Here is a 19,606-nt window from a genome sequence, read left to right on the forward strand (position 1 = left end):
ACGCAACTATAAAAACCGAGGAAAGGCAAATTAATTCATTAACTATTCATTGCTTAAGGGGGAAAGTTTGTTGTCTGAAAAGATGAAGTTCAAGTTTCTCGAACATCGAGCAGATGTTTACATTGCAGCCTATGGCAAAACCTTGGAAGGAGCCTTTGAAAACGCGGCCCTTGCAACCTTTGAAACAATGACTGAAACAAGGAAAGTAAAGCCAAAGCTTGAAGAAACGGTAGAAGTTGAAGGGTTCGACGAAAAAGCACTGCTCTACAACTGGCTGGAAACACTCCTAGTCAAATTCGACATAACAGAAATGTTATACTCCAAATTTAAAATCGAACCTATAAAAAGAACAGAGAAGGGCTTCAGGCTAAAGGCCAAGATTCAAGGTGAAAGATTTAATCCCAAGAAACACCCACAAAAAGTCGGAGTCAAAGCCGTAACGTATCACCGAATGGAAATTACCAAAAAGCCCAACGAAATCACAGTAAAGCTCATCCTCGACATCTAAAACAAAACCCCCTGCCCCAATCACCGTATCAAAAAAGCTATCTCTTCAACCAAAGTTTCGGGCACAACATTACGTTTTCCCCTTCGTCTTAACTTGAGAAGCCCCAACTCCTTCAAAGCAAGCAAGTCCTCATAAACATTCTTAATGTCACGTTTGATTTTATGTGCCAGCTCATTTATTGATTCTACACGTGTATTGGCGAGATGATTCAGCAGCTCTACGCGTTTCGAAGTTAGTGAAGCTAACCGCTTAGAATCAAAATCTCGCACCTCTTCTACGATGTAGTCAAGCTCACCCTCCTCTTCATAGCCTCTGTAAGCATCGACAAAACCTGCCCACTCAAGATAGACACTCAACAGATGCCGTGGTCTCTTTCTTTTGAGAAATTGGTCTTCGAATTCTTCAAAAGATAAGCCATGTTGTTCCTCGAATATGCGAATTCGATCATAAACTTCTTCAGGCGTTAGACTGCGCACGATTCTTACAAGCAATGTAACTCAAGAAACAGAACTAGACGTTTGACGAATAAAACTTCTTTGGTTTAGACACCATAATAAGGTTTTGACCTCTATACGTCTAGATTAAACCTAGCCTAATGGATGGAGGCAGCAGGCAGCCATGTTGTTTATGTATAGGAAGGAGAGTTGATGCGTTTTGATGCATTTTCTATTTCTGGCTGGCATTTGCTGGCGAGTAAATTTCCGGAGAAATCTCGTACATCTAGTCTTTCAAACAGAAAAAGCTAAGACTCTTATTTTCTAACAACACATGTGTTTAGAAAGGAGGAAGTTTGACATGGAGTTGAAAGTCTTTACTTTGCCAACCTGCAAAAATTGTCCTGCCGCTAAAAAGATTTCTCAGGAAATTGCGCAAAAATATGGATTGAAATATGAAACAGTGGACATAAGTACCCCAGATGGTCAACTAGACGGACTTATGCATCAGATTATGAGCACGCCAAGCATAGCCATAGATGACGAAGTCATAACTCGCGGAAAATTGCTTTCTAGAGAAGAGTTGGAAACCGAAGTGAAGAAACGGTTGGCCAAATGAAGCTGCCGGAAATTAAAGGGTTCATCGACCTCAGCCTTGTAGATTGGGATGGAACAGTCTCAGCAGTCATATTCTTGCCTCACTGCAACTTTCGCTGCCCCTTCTGCTACAACCTCAGTCTTGTTCTTAACCCAGAAGGAATGCAAACAATTCCCTACGAAGAAATCGAGCAATACCTGACGAAAAACAAGGGTTGGCTGGACGGAGTAGCCATAACTGGAGGCGAACCAACGATCCACAATGAACTTCCAACTCTATGCAGACGTATCAAAGAATTGGGCTTAGGGGTCAAGCTGGACACTAATGGTACAAACTCTGCGATGGTGCAAGAGTTGATTGAACACAAACTTGTGGATTACATTGCTATGGATGTTAAGGCACCTCTGAGTGTAGAGAGTTACTCGAATGCAGCCGGCGTCAACGCGGAAAAGCTGCTAACTGAAGTAGAAAGAACAGTTGAAATTTTGTTAAAAAATATCATAGATTACGAGTTTCGTACAACATTGGTTCCTACAATTCACAGCAAGAACGACATTAAACAAATTTGTAGCAGAATTAAAGGCAGTAAAAGATACGTCCTTCAAAGCTTCAAAGAAGATGTTAAAACGTTGGACTTGAAATTCAGAAATGTCAAGTCTTTTTCTTCGAAAGATACGGATGATTTTTTGAAGCTGGCTAGGAAGATTGTACCAAAAACTATTTTGAGACAGCCCCTATCCTAAAGCAAGTTTCCCCAAAACAGATTCTGGTACAAACTCTTCCTGCGACCTTACTGAGGCTTCTTCTACATAAAGCTGAATAGCGTACTTCAAAGCGTCTTCACTAACAGGAATGAAGTCGAGATCTGACTGGAAATAGCTGAGAAGCGAAGCGGCACAGGCAAAACGGATAGCACGGTCTTCCAATCTAGCTGAAAAACGAACAACCTTTCGCGGAATCTCATCTAAGATGGCTTTTCTAGCTCTCATCAACATCTCTTGAGCTTTTGGAGTAAGCATAACAGGTTTTAGCGAAAATTTGCCCTGCGCCAAAGGATGTTTGGTTTCAGCCGCATAAACCAGCGACAAATGGTCTCGTATCTGTTGTGCTCCTTCTTCAATGTCAATTTCTCCAAAGACCAGCCGCATTTGACTTTCTGCAATTTCTACAAAACGCTGCTTAGTAAGCCTATGTAGGCGACAAAGCATGCGGTCTTCGATTGCGTTGAAGTTTGGGTCTTGAATAGTCAGCTCATAACCTCTGCCAAACGCTGCTACATTATAGTTTACGCTGAAGAAACTGTGGAAACGATAAGGACCAATGACTTCGCGATGCGTCTCGTATTTAATTTCACCTCGTTCCATGGCAAGTTTCAATGGCTCTACCATGCCTTTGTATTTAAACCAGTCATTAAATTCGGGAATAATAAAATTAAAAACTCTTCCAGAGTAAGCTTGACCTATGCGAATGAACCTGGCTGGTGTCATACCTCCAGCGTAACGGTTGCGTCCTGGAATCCCGTGAGGTGGGATTTTAGCATCAAGCTTCCCAAGAATCATGTCTCTAACTGAAAAGCTCTTACCAGTGCCTGGTTCACCGAAAAGAGAAAGATTCCACCCTGTTCGCATCCCAGTTCGACCCTTACTATGAACAATCTCAACATCAGCCAACCCGATTTGTTGAGTGATGCTAAGTAAACTATCAAAATAGAGAACTGGACCAAAAAGGTCCTTCAGGTAGCCGGCCAGGCGAGAGATAGAAAAAGATTTGCCGAACTTGACCGCCTCATCAACTCGATACTTGAACAAGTCATTTAAGTAATCGTCCAACTCTCTGTCCATCTCCCCGACAATTTGGCGTTCTTCATCTATTGGGTCAGCTTTTGCAGGAATATCGGCGACGAAGGCTGCTTTTCTAGCCTCCCTGGGCGCTAACCCCAACTCTAACTGGATTATTGGGGAGGTTTCTTCCAACACTGTCCACTCCTGAAAATCTTTGCTCCTATAAGAAGTCACTATAACCTTCAGTTTCTCTAAATCCGATAAAATTGGGGAAGGATCTGTGCTTTCTGGAAGATTCTGTCTAATCTCTTTAAGGCTGCAACCCTTCCCAGAATTCACCAGACACTTCAAAACAGCAATGCAGTTTTTTCCGAATTTTTTCTTGGTCTGGGCAATCGCTGCTTGAATTGTTTTCCAATAGCCCTCAAGTCGAAATTTACCATTTTCAAATGTATAATATTGACCTCTGAAAACTTCCCATCTACGGGGTTCATAATTGCTGAAAACTTTCTCGAGCTGCACATCGCTTATATTGGAAGCAATTTCAAAAGCTGCTCTGTCATAGTCCATGTCCCATTCGCTATGAAAATTGATAAAATAAGGAACGTCTAGCGCTTTTCCTATTTGGAAAAGCTTGCTTCTTGAAAATACACGTTTAAGCAGAAGTTTACGGTCAACAACTTTGTTGTTTCGCATTTTTCTCAACTCGCCGAAAGAAGTTGGTTTTCCCATTTTTAATTATTCGCGAGGGGGTTAGTTTGTTGAAAGGGTGTTTATTATGGATGCTTTTTCTTCTGGCTTGATCCAACCTTCAACTTCAAGCTCTTCTATGCCTTTTTTCACTTTTTCTTTAGAGTCTGCAGACGTTAACAGGTTGTGTGACGTGCCAAGTTGGTCTAGTTTTCTTTGAACTCCCTTATCGCTTTTTTGCTTCTCTTCAAAAGAGTTCAGTATTTTCTCTAGGGCTTTGGAACGAGGTTTCAGAAGGGTGTTAATATTTGCTTTTTTCACGAACGAGCGAATCTTCATCGCAAATCCCTCTGGCCCTCTTACAACAACAGGTGGGCGAAGACGGTATCTTTTCTTTTTCTCAGCTGCGTATTGAATTAAGTAGAAGGGTACATGAATCAAAGTGAGGTTTTCAGTTTTCCAAGGAATGGTAGCTTCTTTAAGAATTGAGGAACGCTCTCTTTTCTGTTCAATTAGTCTCTCAATTTTATCTGTGATGGTCAGTGTTTCTCGCTGCAGCGTCTCTATCTCTTTTCCCTTCTTCTCAACCTCTGAGTCACGTAGATTTTCCAAATCTATGATTTTCCAATTTTCTTTGTCTATTAACTTCCGGTAGGTCCCGTGCAGATTCTTTGTTGTTTTTTCTGCTTCTTTGTTGCCTCGATTGATAAACTCTGAGAGAGCCTTAATTTTTCCCTTCACGGTTGAAATTTGATTTTGAACATCTCGGAGTCTGGCATCCCATCGGGCCTCCCCAATTTCGTCGTTTTTCCGCTTCCGCATCTCCTTCCTTTGTTCATATTCGCTTTTGTTTTGTTCTAGTCTTAGTAGTTCTCGCTCCCATTTTTTACGTTCTGTAAGCCTTACATTTGCCTCTTTTTCGTTAGCTACAGTTATTTTTTCTATTTTCTTGTCCCGCTCTTTTTCCAATTCTTCTTTTCTCTTCTCGACCTCTGTCCTAACGGTAGAAATCTTGTCTTCATGTTTTTCTCGAATTTGCTCTAATTCTTGCCGAAGCTTGTCAACATGTGTCTTCGTTTCTTCGCTCACGGTGTCAATTGCAAATTGCAAACCTTTTATTTCCGACTGGAGCTTGCTGTAGTGGCCCAGAACTTTTTCGCTAATTTTAGCCGCGTTTTCCTTGTCAATTTTGGGTTGTATTGATGAAGTGGGCTTTAAGTCTGAACTGGCTGTAATCTTTGCTGGGCTGTTTTTTATGAATGCTAACATGTCGGATAACAGTTCTTTCTCTGTAATGAATCCCTCTATGAGAATTTCTGTTTGGGAGGTGAATCCAGAAAAAGTTTCACGGTGGCTTCTTAAAGTGCTGTGATATAATTCTTGAACTGTGGCACTTCTCCTTAAATGCTCAATAAAGGCTTCCACGTCAGGCGGTTTAAAGTATAGGATATTGTCTGAAACGGTTCCCATTCCATCTATCAGCAAACAGTTTTTTTCCCAAGGAATTGCCCAAAGAGGATAATAAAGTTTGGAGAGAAAGGTAAGAGTTTCTGCTGCTCCTCCAAGAAGTCCCTGCTTCTTTTTCCGCTCTGCTTCAGTAATGCCAATGAGTGCCGCAACTTCCATAGCCTCAGAAAAACGTGTCTTTCTGCCGCTATCTTCTGTAGCATAAGGCAGAACTAAATTAGAGCCAGTCATAGTAACCTCTCCGAAAACTATATTCTCCAAAGTTTCTTTTATAACCTATACTCAAATGACAGAAGAGCTTAAAGCAAAAAAGACATAGCATCTTTTACTTTCTCTCTGTCCAGCTTTTCGTAAGCTTCGATGCTGCCGACATCAAACCAAAAGGCGTCGGATACAAACCCATATACTGGCTTACCTATCTGTATCAAATGAGGAATAGCATCTCCCATCAAATCCACTGTTTGTTTCTCTTCAACCAATTCTTGCGTAGCCTTCAAAGCTGTGCCTTCAAAGGCCAAGATGCCGATACTTACAGGTTTTTCTAATTTGGGCTTTTCAATGAATCCTTGAATTTTGCCGTCTTTTTCAAGGTTGGCTAAGCCAACCCTTACTTCAAACCCAGAGGCAAGTGCTACAGTTGCCATTGCCTGCTTTCTCTTATGGAAACTAATCAACTCTTTCAAGTTTATATTTGTGAGAATATCTCCATAGTAAACAAGTACTGTGTCCTTTTCGTTAAAGGCTTCTTGCTTGTAGGCATTGAGTACTGAACCGCCTGTTCCCTTTAGCAATTGACTGTCATAGACATAACGTATCCTTACTTCAAACCTTGATCCTTCGTTGAAATAGTTCTTAATCTGTTCAGCTTTGTGATTCACCAAGAAGGTAATGTCAGTTATACCGTGAAATTTGAGAAGGCGAACTATATACTCGAGAAGGGGTCTTTGTGTATAACCTATCGGGATCATGGTTTTTTGAAGATAATAGGTGATTGGTCTAAGCCTTTTTCCTTCTCCTCCGCACAACACTAAAGCCTTAGGATTACACATAGCACATCACCTAGTGACTTCTTTATGAAATAGGAGAGAAAAAAGCGTTTTGCTAGCGGGCTTACTCTTCCTTTTGTTTTTCTTCTTTCTTTTCTTCAACTTCGAGTTCTTCAATTGGTTTCGGCGGTGGAGTAGTAGCCATTGTCCAACCTATCCAAGCACCAATGCCGAGAATGAGTATGAACGCGAGGTACATTGGCATTGCTATGAGCCAAAAAGACAGCGTCCAAGCGTCTTGTGTGCCGCCAAGTGGCTCTCCTAGCCAAAAGAGTCCTAGGGTATATCCGATAGCGACGATAGCGCATACAAGGAAAATTAGGCCGCCAATTCCTTGATCTTTACTAACCATGTTATCACCACTTTGTAGCCTTTTTAAGCATATTGTTGTTATAAGCTTTGTCATTAATTTAGATTGTTCCAGCTTTCCAGCTAGCTAGATATTCTTTCTGTTCTTCGACTAGTCTGTCTATTTCAACATTCATGGCCCTTAGTTTAAGGCTAGCGACGAGTCTATCTATTTCCTTTGGAACACTGTAAACTTTTGCCTCTAGTTTAGGTGTTTTGACCAGATGCTCTATGCAGAGGGCTTGGTTTGCGAAAGACATGTCCATGACCTCTGAGGGATGACCTTCTGCAGCGGCAAGGTTGATTAACCTTCCTTCGCCAAGCAAATACAGTTTTCTTCCATCCTGCAACTGGTACTCTTTCAGGTTTGGTCGAATTGTCCTCTGTGCAACTGTCATGCCTTCTAGTTCCGGGATGTTTATTTCTACGTTGAAGTGCCCACTGTTAGCAAGTATTGCCCCATCTTTCATTTTCTCCATGTGTTCTTTGCGGATTACGCTTACGTTTCCTGTGACTGTGACGAAGACGTCGCCTATTCCTGCAGCCTTTCCCATGGGCATCACCCTGAAGCCATCCATGACAGCCTCTAAGGCCTTTGTCGCATCTGTCTCTGTTACGATTACGTTAGCGCCCATGCCTTTAGCTCTCAACGCTAACCCGCGCCCACACCACCCATACCCAGCTATGACAAAGTTTTTGCCAGCAAGTAGAATGCTGGTGGCTCTAATGATACCGTCAAGGGTGCTTTGACCTGTGCCATAGCGGTTGTCAAAAAGATACTTCGTATAAGCGTCATTCACAGCTATTATCGGATACTCTAATGCTCCACCCTGTGCCATTGCTCGCAGCCGCACAACCCCAGTTGTGGTTTCTTCGGTTCCACCTTTAATATCTGATATGATTTCAGTTCTTTTAGAGTGAATTGTGCCGACTAAATCGGCGCCGTCATCTACGGTTATGAAGGGGTTGTGATCTATGACTTTTTCAATGCACCAGTAGTACTCTTCGGTTGTTTGACCTCTCCAGGCAAAGACACTTATGCCTTTTTCGGCCAAAGCTGCTGCAACTTCATCTTGAGTAGACAAGGGGTTCGAGCCGCACAGAGCTATCTCTGCGCCGCCTGCCATGAGAGTGTCTATGAGAACGGCGGTTTCCTTTGTTACGTGAAGAGAGGCTCCTAATAGTATGCCTTCAAGAGGCTTTTCCTTCTCAAATCGTTGTTTGATTTGATTCAGCACAGGCATATGCATTGAAGCCCATTCCGTTAGAGAGGCCCCTTTCGGAGCAAGACTTGGGTCTTTGACTTTGAATTCTGGCATAATTTCCACTACTCCATCACGTTGTTAACTATCAGTTATTTAAGATGGATACCTTAAAGGCTTTTATTTCAAACGTTCTAAGAGACTACGCTTTGTCTTTTCTGCAAGCTCCATAACCTTATCTACACTCACAGTTTTGATTTTCCTATTTTCCATCACAATTTCACCATTTATGATTACCGTGTCCACATCTGCACTTTTGACTGAATAAACAAGGTGGCTTGTCTCGTTGTATACTGGCATTAGATGAGGCTTTTTGAAGTCAACTATGGCCAAGTCCGCCTTTTTACCGACCTCTATCGAGCCAACTTCTTTGTCCCAACCTAATGCTTTAGCACCATAAATGGTTGCCATACGCAAGACCTGTTCAGCAGACAACACCGTTGGGTCCCTGCTTACTCCCTTATGGAGCAAAGCTGCAATCTTCATAACTTCAAACATGTCAGAGCTGTTGTTGGAGCATGAACTGTCTGTACCGAGGCTTACCGTCACGCCTTTCTCCAGTAACTGTGTTACTGGACTTATGCCTGAGGCGAGCTTTAGGTTCGAAACGGGGTTGTGAGCGACTTTTACCTTTCTTTTATCCAAAATCGCCATATCCCTTCTTGTGAGGTGGACGCAGTGAGCCGCCACTACGTCATGGGAAAGAACACCTAAAGCATCAAGATATTCTACCACTCCCCCTGTGACAGCTACGTTGAAAGCTTTTCTAATCTTTTCAGGCTCATCGGCTGTTTCAGCCACGTGAATGTGCCAGATTATAGGCGAATTTTGTGAGCATCGTTTTTGGTTCAGCTCTTGCGTAAACGCTCTCAGCTCTTGCATATAGTCTGGGCCTACTGTGTAAGGGGCGTGAGGGCCTATGCTGATTCGTATAAGGCCATCTTTTTTGTTGTGCCATGTTCTAGTCAAAGAATCCAGAGTCGTTCTGTCTTGTTTTTTTCGCCACGAAAAACAGGCATGTCCCACGACGCCACGCAAACCTGTTTCAGCGAAGGCTCGTGCTTCGTTGTATTCGTCAGTATAGTGATACATTGTGTTGATTGTTGTTGTACCGCCCCTGATGGATTCGATGGCGGTGAGTAGGGCGCCTGCGTAGATGTCTTGGCTTGTCATGTGTTTTTCGATGGGCCATATCCATTTTTCCAGCCATGTTTTGAGGTTCAAGTCGTCTGCGTAGCCTCTTAGGATGCTCATGGCGGCGTGATGGTGCGTGTTGATTAAGCCTGGAATGACAACCTTGTTTTTTGCGTTGATTTTTCTGTAGCGTCGATACTTTGGCTTTAGCTTGTCGGTTTTTCCTATTTCGACTATTTTGTCATCTTCGATAACTATTGAGCTGTTTTTTATCGTACCTTTGTGGCTTATAGTGACTATTGTTCCACATTCTATAATCGAATTCATAGACACTCTCCTGTTTTACAACTTTTCTGGATGAAATGTTATTAAAGTTGGTGAAGCTTTAGAAGAACTTTGAGGTTAATGAAGCTAAGCCGGCTAGATCGTGTGATTCTTATCTTGCCTGTCTTGGGCATTCTAGACGTGTTGTCCACGTTCTTTGCTGCTTGGCGAGGTTATTCCCTCTATTTGTATGAAGTTGGGCTGTTTGCGTCCTATTTTGCTCAAAAAGGTCTGCTTCACCTTTATGTTTTCATTTATTTAGGCATTTTAGTTGGAGTGGCTGGAGTGCTTCTTTTCATCAATCGTGAAGTTAGCACAGATAGGTTTCTTGATGAACTGTTGCTTCTGATACTAGTAGGGGTGATCTGTCTTATTGAGGCACGTTTGACAAGTGTTATAGTGTCTAATTTCCTGTTGGGATTAGGTAGATTTGCGCCGTTTGGCGGATTACATTGGCTTATTTACTTAAGCGTGTTCGTTACTATATTGGCGTACACCTGGGATGAGTTGAAAGAACTGTTTGGATTTGGTATGTATGACAACGACTGAAAAAGAAAGAGTTGTGGCTCTGCGAGAGAGTTTAGAGGCATATCTTTCGTCACTGTTCGGCGAAGATGTTGATGTGGTTTATGTTGATGAGCTAGGTAAAGAAAAGAAGCGGAATCATCTAGAAGAGGATAAAGAATGCGGCTTGAAAGGCTTCGGCTATGGGATTCCTTACCTCATCGTCCTAAACATTGGTGGTCGCATGAAAAAAATTGTTTTGGAAACGATGCGCCCCGGCAGTGGTTTTAGCCATGACCATTTCAGCGACCGCGCTGGGATCCTGCTTTGGCAACATTCAGCCTTCAGCAAACTGCCTAAGCATGTACACTCGGTGGATGTTGGCGCCTTTACAAAAAGACGAAGCCTGAAGTCTCTTGGCGACTGCGACGAATTTTTTATTGTGACAGAATTCGTGGAAGGCAAGCTCTACCACGAAGACTTAGATAGGCTGAAAATGTTCAAGCAACTCGGTCCGTTAGATTTGGAGCGCTGCAGAGCCCTCTCTGACTATTTAGCGGAGATTCACCAGGTTAAGAGCCGCCGAACAGAGCTTTACATTCGACGAATCCGCGACCTCATAGGCCACGGCGAGTGCATAATGGGGTTAATGGACAGCTACCCAACAGGCTTGGATTACATTAACGAGAAGAACTTAATGGAAATCGAGAAGCACTGTGTGGAGTGGAGGTGGAAGCTGAAACGATTCACCCATCGACTGGCGCAGGTGCATGGAGACTACCACCCTTGGAACATACTCTTCCACAAAGACACCGACTTCACCGTTCTCGACCGCAGCCGAGGAGAATGGGGCGAGCCAGCAGACGATGTTAGCGCCATGACAATTAACTACCTGTTTTACAGCTTGCAGACGCACGGGCGACTAGCGAAATCCTTTGAAACTCTCTTCAACCTGTTCTGGAAAAACTACTTAGACAAGACCGGGGACGAAGAGATATTGACTGTCATTCAGCCTTTCTTCGCTTGGCGGAGCTTGGTCGTTGCATCACCAGTTTGGTATCCAAACCTGCCAGAGCACGTGAGAAGTAAGCTTTTCAACTTTGTTCGAAACGTGCTTGAGACCGAAAAACTAGACTTAAAGGATATTAACTCCTATCTCAAACTGTGAAAGCAATGCGCTCTCATTCCAGATGCTTAAGCATATATCCAATATCTTTGAGTGTAGATTGCTTGTGTCTTTTATTCCTAAGATTTATCAACAGATTGACAATATTTTCTCCTAGGTCATTGCTGAAGGTGGGTAACTCATTTGAATAAAGGATGGTGTATCTGGGTCACTGGTTTGCCGGGAAGTGGCAAGTCCACCATAGCCAATTTGCTGCTGAAAAAGCTGAAGGCTCTAAACCTTTACGCTCAAATGGTTTCTATAGACATGATACGCAAATACGCCACCCCGCAACCAACCTACTCCGAAAATGAGCGTGAAGTAGTCTATGGCGCTTTAGTTTTCACTGCGAAGATGTTAACCGAAAATGGCGTCAACATCATCATTGACGCAACAGGTAATCGCCGCCGATTCCGAGAGCAAGCAAGGCAAGCCATGCCGCATTTCATGGAAGTCTACCTCGAATGCCCCCTTGAAGTTTGCGTGCAGCGGGAAGCAAAGCGCAAAAACACCTATCTAGCCCCCAGTGACATATACAAGAAGGCAGAAGAAGGAAAAGCTCAAACAGTACCCGGCGTAGGTGCCCCTTATGAAGAACCTTTCGACCCAGAGGTAAAGGTTGACTCTTCATGGCTTTCAGCGGAGCAATGTGCTGAAAAAATCTTGACTGCAATTCAGGAACACTTCTTGAAATCTAAAAAGCCATAAAAGTCGGGTGGGCTGAAAGCTTTTGTCTCAGAAAAAGCAAACCATAAAGAAACTATTGTCACTGTTTCCCAGAACTTTTTCTGAAGAGTTGGGCATAGATTTAGCTTCGTGCCGCGAAAAGGAGATTTTCAAATGGTTTCTAGCATCGCTTCTTTTTGGAGCACGAATATCCTTTAAAATAGCGAGAAAAACCTACAGACAATTTGAGACTCGAGGGCTCGTCACACCTAAGGCTATTCAGAAAGCTGATTGGAACAAGCTTGTTGAAGTTTTAGACGAAGGAGGCTACGCACGATATGACTACAAAACCGCCGACATGCTCCTGGACATAACCAAACAACTACAAGACCAATATGACGGAGAAATTCTTAACCTTATCGAAAAAGCAGCCAACTACAAAGAACTGGAAAAAAGGCTGGAAGAATTCAAAGGCGTAGGCCCAGTAACAGTTAACATTTTTCTCCGTGAACTCAGAGATATTTGGCCTAAAGCCGATCCACCGCTTCAAAAATCCGTGATTCGGGCAACACGGCATCTGAAACTCATCAAACCAGACGACTCCAGAAAGGCCCTTGAACAACTCAAGGAGGTTTGGAAAGAGAACAAAGTAAAAAGGAAATCTTTTGCTCACCTAGAAAGCGCGCTGCTCAGATTTGGAAAAGATTATTGCACAGAAAGCAAATGTGATCTCAGAGACTTAGAAAAGTCTGCGTCTAACTCTTGACTAGTTTTGAACCTACATATCTAAAAAGGTGGACCGGGCGGGATTTGAACCCACGGCCTCCTGAGTGCAAGTCAGGCATTCATTCCAGGCTGAACTACCGGCCCACTGACACGCGAATTTCTTGACACGTAGTCTACTATTAAAGGTTTTTAGTTTCTATTTGCCTTTCCTTCTCTTGTGTCTCTTCAAAAACCGCTTATTCGGCAGTTTTGGTTTTTTAGCATGTTCCGCATCAGCAACAGCCACAATAATTCCCCGAATAAGACACTTAACGTCTTACAACTGTCTTATAGTAATCTAAAATACTTCTAGAAGAAACTTCTATAAAAAAACAGTTACTACGCTTTTATGCTACCACACAAAAGAACATGATGAGGATATAAATTTGCGAAAAATCGTAATCACAAAAAGTTTTGCGATTATTGCACTAATGCTAATCTTGCTATCTGTATCCGTTTCAACGGTGGTTGGATTTGAAACAGAGGTCAAATCGACTGTTTCAAGGACATCTATTGCTAAGGCTGGAATGGCAGAAACGGATGAAGAACCAACCTTGCAAGAATGGTTCGACGCAAATGGATATGCCATCAACGTGATTGAGGACAAATTGAGAAATGAAACATTTGACGCGGGATATTATCAAATCGCGATTTTAGCAGAGATTGCTGGATATGCATCTTCAAACAATTTAAGCTGGTATCCAACTTCATCAGGTGAGCTGCATCAAATTTTTGATGGAGCCAACAGCACTGGAGACATAGGGATCTTCGAGGCGACAGAAACCTTCGGATTGTGTTTAGGTTCTCCTGACGGCTTATTCTACACTGAAACGCACCGTAACCCAGATGGGTTTAACCATACGCTGATCTTTGCCAATCCTAACCCACTTGGCGGATATATTGTCGTCTGGGAAGATCTGTGGGAAGGCGGTGATGAAGACTTTCAAGATATGATTCTAGCAGTATTGATTCCTGTTACAGAAGCAAAAGTTTACATTTTCCCGCACACATTGAACATGAAAAGTAGAGGAAAATGGATAACATGCTTCATTAGATTGCCTCAAGATTACAATGTGGAAGATATTGATGTTTCAACGATAATGCTAAATGGTACGATTCCCGCTGAACCAAAACCTGTGGCGATTTTCGACCTCGACAACGTTGGCGTTAAATTACTTATGGTGAAATTCAGCAGAACCGCCATCATAGAATTCATCAAAAACGCAATCGTAATAAATGGAAACACTTCGAAATATGTCAAAATCACGTTGGTAGTCTCTGGAAATCTCTTCAGCGGTCAAGCCTTCGAAGGAAGCACTGAAATTCGAATAATCCACTTTTCGAAATATACTAGAAACAAAGCTAGCGTTCCACTAACCAAAACTCGCCGTGGCAAGCATTTCTTTTGTGCAAAACCTTACATAAGGTAGTCTTTAGCGATTTATGAATTAGAACTTTCCTTTATAGCCCGCAGCTTGTCATTTTATGACGTACGCTTTATGCCACGCTTCTCGTATACAAGCCTTTTCTTAACTAGATCCTCAACTTCCATGAGGAAATCTTTGTCCGTCTCCAAGCTAAGGAATTGGACGCGCGAATCTTCAAAGCCTTTAGGAATCTCGATTCTTATGTTGATGAATGGTCTTCCTATCGCCATTTCAAATTCTCGTTTAGCTTCTTCGTATTCGGATTCGGGCTTTTTTGTTCTTGTTTCAATCCATTTTTTGACTTTAGCCATTTATTACACTCCTAATCCAAATCTCCAAATGAGATAAAGGCTGGAGAAACCTAATTGAAGTAGCGATGTTATGACACCTATCTTGGTAAATTCGCTGAAGCTCATTGAGATTCCTTCACGTTTTAAAGCGCCTACGGCCATCATGCAGACAGAACCACTTAGCGGCGTCGTGGCGCCTCCAAGATTTGTTCCCAGAACAAGTGCTGATGAAACAGGTGGGCGAAGATTTGGATTCAAAGAAGAAAATTTGGCGACTATTGGTATAAATGTTAAGGCAATAGCGGCATTGCTTACTACGGCGCTTGCAAGTCCACTGAACCACAAGGTTGAAAGAGTTGTGTTTAATGGGTTGCCGCCAACCAAAACGAAAAGTTGTTCTGATACAACGCTGAGAATCTCAGTTTTTTGTATGCCTCCCACTATGAACATGAAGCCAGCGATGAAAAATACAGTTTCCCAGTCGAGTCCTTTGAAGATTTCTGCTGGATCCGAGTTGCTGAGAACTAATGCTATGATAGCGCAGCCCAGAGCAACTGCTTCAGGACCGACCCCTAAGTTTTCCAATGTTAGGAAGAGGAATACTAAAAGAACAAGGATGAAGATAGATTGGTAGAAAAGTTTCTTATTTTCTATGCTCTGCCAAGGAGTATATTCTGGAAGAGCCTTTTTTTTCCCCAATCTTTTTTTGAAAAAGATGTAGAGAGCAAAAATTGTTAGTGCCCACAGAGCAACTTCGCATAGTAACAGATAGCTGACGAAGTCTGTAAAGGTCAGACCTGAGGCAACGCCGATGATCATGTTGCTCGTTGAGCCGATTAACGTACTTGTGCCACCGAGATTTATCATAATAGTTGCAGAAAGAAAATATGGTATCGGGTCATAATTAAGAAGTTTACTTACTGTCACCGTAGCCGCAGCCATGAGCAACATCGCTGTTGTATCACTGAGAAACATGGAAGCAACAGCAGACATTATACAGATAGATACGAAGAGTCTGCCAGGGTTTCCTTCCGATAACTTGACAGCGTACAATGCTCCGAAACGGAATAGCCCACTTTTTTTGGCAACTTCCACTACGACCATTGTGCCAATTATTAGGCCAAGGATTTTTACATCTATGAAATCTAAGGCTTCTGAGTATGTGAACACTCCATATTGCAGCCCAAACCATGCAGTAAGCAATGCTCCACTTAATGCCGCGATAGACATGGGAACGGCTTTAGTAGCTGAAAGAAGAACCGTCAACAAATAGATGAGTACGAAAATTATGACTATTGTTGGCTCCATGCTATTCATCTGTTTTTTCTTGTTCAGCCATCTTGGAAAGACGATCAGCAAACGATTCGGCTTTTTGCTCAACGACTCTGTAAAGGATTCGTCCAATATCATAAATTAGTATAAGGATTATTCCGAGAGCGCCATACATGATGAACGTGGATAACCAATAACGAATGTCCCCTTCTAACACACTCAGAACAGGCAGAACAGCAGTTGCTATTAGAATGATAACTATGATGTATATGAAATCTCTACCTGCTCTTTTTGGAGACCTTTCCTCCTTTATCCCCATTCGTCTGATAATAATGTCGGTTACGATGTCGCCTAGCACCAAAGCATCGGACAACGCCCGTATTAGAAAAATCGCTGTGATGACTATTGTTATAGTCCGTGCTAGTAAACTAGCGTCCATGTCGAGGCCTGGAATTAGGATGCCTTTGACCGTCTCCGGAACTACCAAAAAAATTGCCAAGAAGATAATAGTCATAACCAAGCTCATTAAAAGCCGTGGAACTCTGCGACGTATCTCTTCCTTTATCTTACTCATGTTCGCCAGCCTTCTCCATTTAAAGATATCACGTCTATATTCAAATAAACTATTAAGAATATACCTCTGATTGAGCTGGATGAAAATCAAGAAACTAGTGCGTGTATTAACACCGATCAGGAATCATATTTTTCGAGCTCAGATTTCAAAACCTCAAAGTCCTCTTCCAGCAAGCCTTTATACTTTAGGTTATAAAGCGCCGCCGCAGGATGAAACATGGGGATGGCGACAACTGGAACGCCAAATGAATCTATTTCATATACTTTACCGTGTATTCTTGTGATACTTCCCTCTTCAATTCCAGCTTTGGAAAGGACATACGCTGCTGAGTGCCTACCTAACATCACCAAAAGCTTTGGGTGAATAACTTGAACTTGACGATTCAAATATAATCCGCTACAAGTAGTAATCTCTTCCGAGGTGGGGTCACGATTTTCAGGAGGTCTACATTTAAGAAGGTTCGTTATGTAGACTTTTTCTCGAGAAAGACCGACTTTGTGCAGCAATTCGTCGAGGAGTTTTCCTGCAGCACCCACAAAAGGCAGTCCTCTCAAGTCTTCTTGTCTCCCAGGCGCTTCTCCGATAAACATTATTTCTGCGTCCAAGGCTCCATCGCCAGGAACGACATATCTACGTTGCTTCCCTAGTTCACATTCAACGCAAGCCGCCACCTCTGCACTAATTTTCTTAATAGTTTCTTCCTTAGACATTTGCTCACTAACGCCCTTTACTCAACAGACTAGCGGATATATTTTTGGCGGGTGGTTCAGGGATTCACTAAGCGCGCATTTTCTTTATATTTAGTCTGGGAATTTGCTAAACAAAATTAAATTCATCGAGAATGCTGAGGGTTTACATGTACGTCGCGGTTTAGATTTTGGCGTGTTTAGTATTCAGTTCTTCACATGTGCCGTTTGTTTATTTTCAGAAAGTATTGCTCTTGCTTTCTTGAAAGTTTTCAAGAATGTCGGGTAACCAGACAATGTCAGGATATTCTTCCACCGCAAGTGTCGGAACATTATCCCATTTGGATGTTTATCCGACAATTTTAAATACTAGATGTCCTTAGGAATCTCTTGGGAGTGTCGTTGTGTCGGGAGCTAGTAAAAAGCCAGTCAGTAGAGAGGAGTTCATCCGACAAATAAGCGAAGCAATTGTTAGCCAAATTCAAACAAAGAGAGGAAAACCGACAATCGCTGGCACCGCAAGACAGTTGAACATTCATAGAGACACTCTTTACGAATGGATGAAGGAGTTTAACGTAGGATTTAATCAAGTTTATGAAGAAACTGTGATGTCTATGAAAAGTGTAAGAGTTAAAAAACCTGTCTACCTTATCGGGGAAGCTCTGGTGGGCGAAGGAGATGAAGTTGCCCACATAGACTTGTTGATCGGCGACAAATGTGGCCCAGTTGGAGAAGCGTTTGCTTCTGGAATGTCGAATTTATCTGCAGGACATACGCCTCTTCTTGCAGTGATACGGCCAAATCTCCCTCCAAAACCTCACACGCTTCTCATCCCGAAAGTAACAGTGAAAAATCTTGAACAGGTGGGTAAAATATTCGGCCCAGCGCAAGCTGCAGTAGCAAAGGCGGTGGCGGACTCTGTTGAGGATGGGGTAGTTCCAAAAGACAAAGTAGAAGACTGGGTAATCGTATGTAGTGTTTTCGTTCATCCTAACGCTAAGGATTACAGAAAAATATATCACTATAATTATGGTGCTACCAAACTGGCTCTGAAAAGAGCGTTGACTAAATATCCGTCACTCGACAAAATCATGTATGACAAAGACAGGGCGAAGCATCCTATAATGGGCTTTAAAGTGCCCCGGCTGTGGCGACCACCATACCTGCAAATCGCATTAGACATTCCAAGCCTTGGACGAGCAAAAAACATAATACAGGAGCTTCCGGAAAGCGACAGATTAATCCTTGAAGTAGGCACACCTCTCTTGAAGAAATATGGGGTCAAGGCAATTCAGGACTTAAGAGAGGTTGCCAGAGACGTGTTCATCATCGCAGACTTGAAAACCCTGGATGTTGGCAAAGTAGAAGTGGACTTGGCGTTCGAGGAGACCGCTGACGCCGTTGTGGTAGCAGGAGTAGCGGCAAAGGAAACTTTAGACGGTTTTATTTACGAAGCGAAAAAACTGGGGATATATGCGGTGGTTGACATGATGAACATTGACGACCCTGTTAAGACACTTAAGACTTTGAAAGACATGCCTGATATAGTAATCTTACACCGCGGCATAGACATGGAAACAGGAAGAACTCTTGGATTAGAACGTATCAAAGAGCTCAAACAAGCTTTTGCGGACAAAAAGTTTCTAGTGGCGGTTGCAGGTGGCATAATCCCAGAAACGGCAAAAGAAGCATTGGCAAAAGGCGCCGACATCTTGATCGTGGGAAGATACATAACTCAGTCTAAAGACGTGAAGCGCGCTGTAAGAGAGTTCTTAGAACTGACAAGAACAATGAGAGAAGACGTTGACTTGTACAGAGTTCACGTGGAATAACAAAGCGGGTATTTACGGCTAAATCGTTAAAAGTGATAATAGTATAGAATTTGCCACGTTGCAGTTTCGAATGTGAACAATTATGGCGGATGCTATAGCGGTTTTTTTATTAGTAGGTGCTATAATTGCCATCGGTTTCTTAGCGAACTTGTTGTTTAAGAAAGTTGGGCTTCCAAGTAGTTTGTTCCTGATTTTGATAGGTATAGTTCTAGGTCCTGTCTTGGGAGTGTTTTCTCTGGCTGATGTTGATCCTATCACTCCTTTTTTGACCACTCTCACATTGATGATGATACTTTTGAAGGTGGGCTTAACATGGATATTTACAAGGTTATTTCGCAAAGCTTTAGAGCCGCCATCCTTGCGGTTTTGTATATTGTATCTGCAGCCACGTTTGTCACGTTGTTCGCTCATTTCTTGTTAGGTTTCCAGTGGCTTGAGGCGTTGATGTTGGGTCCTATGACTGCTGGGACAAGTTCAGTGGTTATTATACCGCTGGTCTCGAAGTTAGACGTAAGCAAGGATGTGGAAGTTACTTTGTCGTTAGAATCAACCATAACTGACGTTCTGAACATTGTTTTGGTGTTAGCTATTCTGCAGACTTATGTAGGCGGACTCGTCGACATTCAGCAGACTCTGATTACAATTCTGGGAAAATTTGCGGTAGGTGCAGTTTTAGGTGCTGTTGTAGGTATCGTGTGGATTAGGGTACTCTATCTGATAAGGAAAGAGGAGTATACTTACATGCTCACCTTAGGCGTTCTTATTGGTTGCTATGCCGCTTCTGAAACGTTTGGACGAAGTGGGCCTCTGGCTGCGCTTCTTTTTGGTCTCAT

General features: G+C 42.6%; 22 protein-coding genes and 1 tRNA gene. 10 read left to right on the forward strand and 13 right to left on the reverse strand.

The features are described from left to right. Positions 1-70: 70 nt before the first annotated feature. Positions 71-508: an archease gene (locus NWE91_01755; protein ID MCW3985121.1), complete on the forward strand. Its 438-nt coding sequence runs from the start codon at positions 71-73 to the stop codon at positions 506-508. Positions 509-528: 20 nt separating this feature from the next. Here the strand turns inward: NWE91_01755 and NWE91_01760 are convergent, their stop codons facing one another. Beyond that, positions 529-999 carry a hypothetical protein gene (locus NWE91_01760; protein ID MCW3985122.1) on the reverse strand — a complete coding sequence of 157 codons (471 nt, stop codon included), beginning with the start codon at positions 997-999 and terminating at the stop codon, positions 529-531. A gap of 304 nt (positions 1,000-1,303) precedes the next feature. On the opposite strand from NWE91_01760, the gene NWE91_01765 reads away from it, so the two are divergent. Both NWE91_01765 and NWE91_01770 read left to right on the forward strand, forming a co-directional pair. Next, on the forward strand, positions 1,304-1,561 hold the full coding sequence (locus NWE91_01765; protein ID MCW3985123.1) for a thioredoxin family protein: 258 nt from the start codon (positions 1,304-1,306) through the stop codon (positions 1,559-1,561). Then, entirely contained in the window at positions 1,558-2,283 is a 726-nt protein-coding gene (locus tag NWE91_01770; GenBank protein ID MCW3985124.1) for an anaerobic ribonucleoside-triphosphate reductase activating protein, read from the forward strand. Before NWE91_01765 ends, NWE91_01770 begins: the two co-directional genes overlap by 4 nt. Here the strand turns inward: NWE91_01770 and NWE91_01775 are convergent. From NWE91_01775 to NWE91_01800, 6 genes are all read right to left on the reverse strand, one after another. Further along, positions 2,275-4,053 carry a hypothetical protein gene (locus NWE91_01775; protein MCW3985125.1) on the reverse strand — a complete coding sequence of 593 codons (1,779 nt, stop codon included), beginning with the start codon at positions 4,051-4,053 and terminating at the stop codon, positions 2,275-2,277. The two genes, NWE91_01770 and NWE91_01775, sit on opposite strands and share 9 nt — an antisense overlap. Before the next feature lie 21 nt (positions 4,054-4,074). Then, the gene (locus NWE91_01780; protein ID MCW3985126.1) at positions 4,075-5,709 is read right to left on the reverse strand and encodes a hypothetical protein; all 1,635 of its coding nucleotides are present in this window, start codon (positions 5,707-5,709) and stop codon (positions 4,075-4,077) included. A 68-nt stretch (positions 5,710-5,777) separates the two neighbouring features. Beyond that, on the reverse strand, positions 5,778-6,527 hold the full coding sequence (locus NWE91_01785; GenBank protein ID MCW3985127.1) for a nucleotidyltransferase family protein: 750 nt from the start codon (positions 6,525-6,527) through the stop codon (positions 5,778-5,780). Between the two features lie 61 nt (positions 6,528-6,588). After that, positions 6,589-6,876 (reverse strand): hypothetical protein, encoded by a 288-nt coding sequence (locus NWE91_01790; GenBank protein MCW3985128.1) that lies wholly within the window; start codon positions 6,874-6,876, stop codon positions 6,589-6,591. Between the two features lie 58 nt (positions 6,877-6,934). After that, a complete protein-coding gene (locus NWE91_01795; protein MCW3985129.1) occupies positions 6,935-8,191 on the reverse strand; it encodes an adenosylhomocysteinase in 1,257 nt (418 codons plus the stop codon). Between the two features lie 63 nt (positions 8,192-8,254). Continuing rightward, positions 8,255-9,595, reverse strand: coding sequence for an amidohydrolase (locus tag NWE91_01800; GenBank protein ID MCW3985130.1), 1,341 nt, complete (start codon positions 9,593-9,595; stop codon positions 8,255-8,257). A gap of 114 nt (positions 9,596-9,709) precedes the next feature. Here NWE91_01800 and NWE91_01805 point away from each other — a divergent pair, with 114 nt between their 5' ends. The 4 genes from NWE91_01805 (at position 9,710) to NWE91_01820 (ending at position 12,693) form a co-directional block, all read left to right on the forward strand. Next, on the forward strand, positions 9,710-10,141 hold the full coding sequence (locus NWE91_01805) for a hypothetical protein (protein MCW3985131.1): 432 nt from the start codon (positions 9,710-9,712) through the stop codon (positions 10,139-10,141). Then, positions 10,128-11,264, forward strand: a complete 1,137-nt coding sequence (locus NWE91_01810; protein MCW3985132.1) for an aminoglycoside phosphotransferase family protein — start codon at positions 10,128-10,130, stop codon at positions 11,262-11,264. Before NWE91_01805 ends, NWE91_01810 begins: the two co-directional genes overlap by 14 nt. Positions 11,265-11,405: 141 nt before the next feature. Further along, on the forward strand, positions 11,406-11,969 hold the full coding sequence (locus NWE91_01815; protein ID MCW3985133.1) for an adenylyl-sulfate kinase: 564 nt from the start codon (positions 11,406-11,408) through the stop codon (positions 11,967-11,969). A 22-nt stretch (positions 11,970-11,991) separates the two neighbouring features. Further along, positions 11,992-12,693 carry a hypothetical protein gene (locus NWE91_01820; protein ID MCW3985134.1) on the forward strand — a complete coding sequence of 234 codons (702 nt, stop codon included), beginning with the start codon at positions 11,992-11,994 and terminating at the stop codon, positions 12,691-12,693. Between the two features lie 29 nt (positions 12,694-12,722). Here NWE91_01820 and NWE91_01825 read toward each other — a convergent pair. Next, positions 12,723-12,797, reverse strand: a tRNA-Ala gene (locus NWE91_01825). 281 nt (positions 12,798-13,078) lie between these two features. On the opposite strand from NWE91_01825, the gene NWE91_01830 reads away from it, so the two are divergent. After that, the gene (locus tag NWE91_01830) at positions 13,079-14,122 is read left to right on the forward strand and encodes a DUF4114 domain-containing protein (protein MCW3985135.1); all 1,044 of its coding nucleotides are present in this window, start codon (positions 13,079-13,081) and stop codon (positions 14,120-14,122) included. 53 nt (positions 14,123-14,175) lie between these two features. Here the strand turns inward: NWE91_01830 and NWE91_01835 are convergent, their stop codons facing one another. From NWE91_01835 to NWE91_01850, 4 genes are all read right to left on the reverse strand, one after another. Continuing rightward, positions 14,176-14,430 (reverse strand): hypothetical protein, encoded by a 255-nt coding sequence (locus NWE91_01835; GenBank protein MCW3985136.1) that lies wholly within the window; start codon positions 14,428-14,430, stop codon positions 14,176-14,178. Between the two features lie 3 nt (positions 14,431-14,433). After that, positions 14,434-15,717, reverse strand: a complete 1,284-nt coding sequence (locus tag NWE91_01840; protein ID MCW3985137.1) for an SLC13 family permease — start codon at positions 15,715-15,717, stop codon at positions 14,434-14,436. 1 nt (position 15,718) lies between these two features. Continuing rightward, entirely contained in the window at positions 15,719-16,255 is a 537-nt protein-coding gene (locus NWE91_01845; GenBank protein MCW3985138.1) for a hypothetical protein, read from the reverse strand. A 116-nt stretch (positions 16,256-16,371) separates the two neighbouring features. After that, on the reverse strand, positions 16,372-16,965 hold the full coding sequence (locus NWE91_01850) for a uracil-DNA glycosylase (protein ID MCW3985139.1): 594 nt from the start codon (positions 16,963-16,965) through the stop codon (positions 16,372-16,374). Between the two features lie 590 nt (positions 16,966-17,555). Between NWE91_01850 and NWE91_01855 the strand changes: the two genes are divergently transcribed. Beyond that, positions 17,556-18,773, forward strand: coding sequence for a bifunctional 5,6,7,8-tetrahydromethanopterin hydro-lyase/3-hexulose-6-phosphate synthase (locus tag NWE91_01855; protein MCW3985140.1), 1,218 nt, complete (start codon positions 17,556-17,558; stop codon positions 18,771-18,773). Between the two features lie 18 nt (positions 18,774-18,791). Here NWE91_01855 and NWE91_01860 read toward each other — a convergent pair whose 3' ends face one another. Then, positions 18,792-19,046, reverse strand: a complete 255-nt coding sequence (locus NWE91_01860; protein ID MCW3985141.1) for a hypothetical protein — start codon at positions 19,044-19,046, stop codon at positions 18,792-18,794. A gap of 39 nt (positions 19,047-19,085) precedes the next feature. Here NWE91_01860 and NWE91_01865 point away from each other — a divergent pair. Further along, the coding region (locus NWE91_01865) for a cation:proton antiporter (GenBank protein MCW3985142.1) at positions 19,086-19,606 on the forward strand (521 nt) is incomplete at its 3' end.

The sequence above is a fragment of the Candidatus Bathyarchaeota archaeon genome (genome assembly GCA_026014805.1).
In the GTDB taxonomy this organism is placed as follows: domain Archaea; phylum Thermoproteota; class Bathyarchaeia; order Bathyarchaeales; family SOJC01; genus JAGLZW01.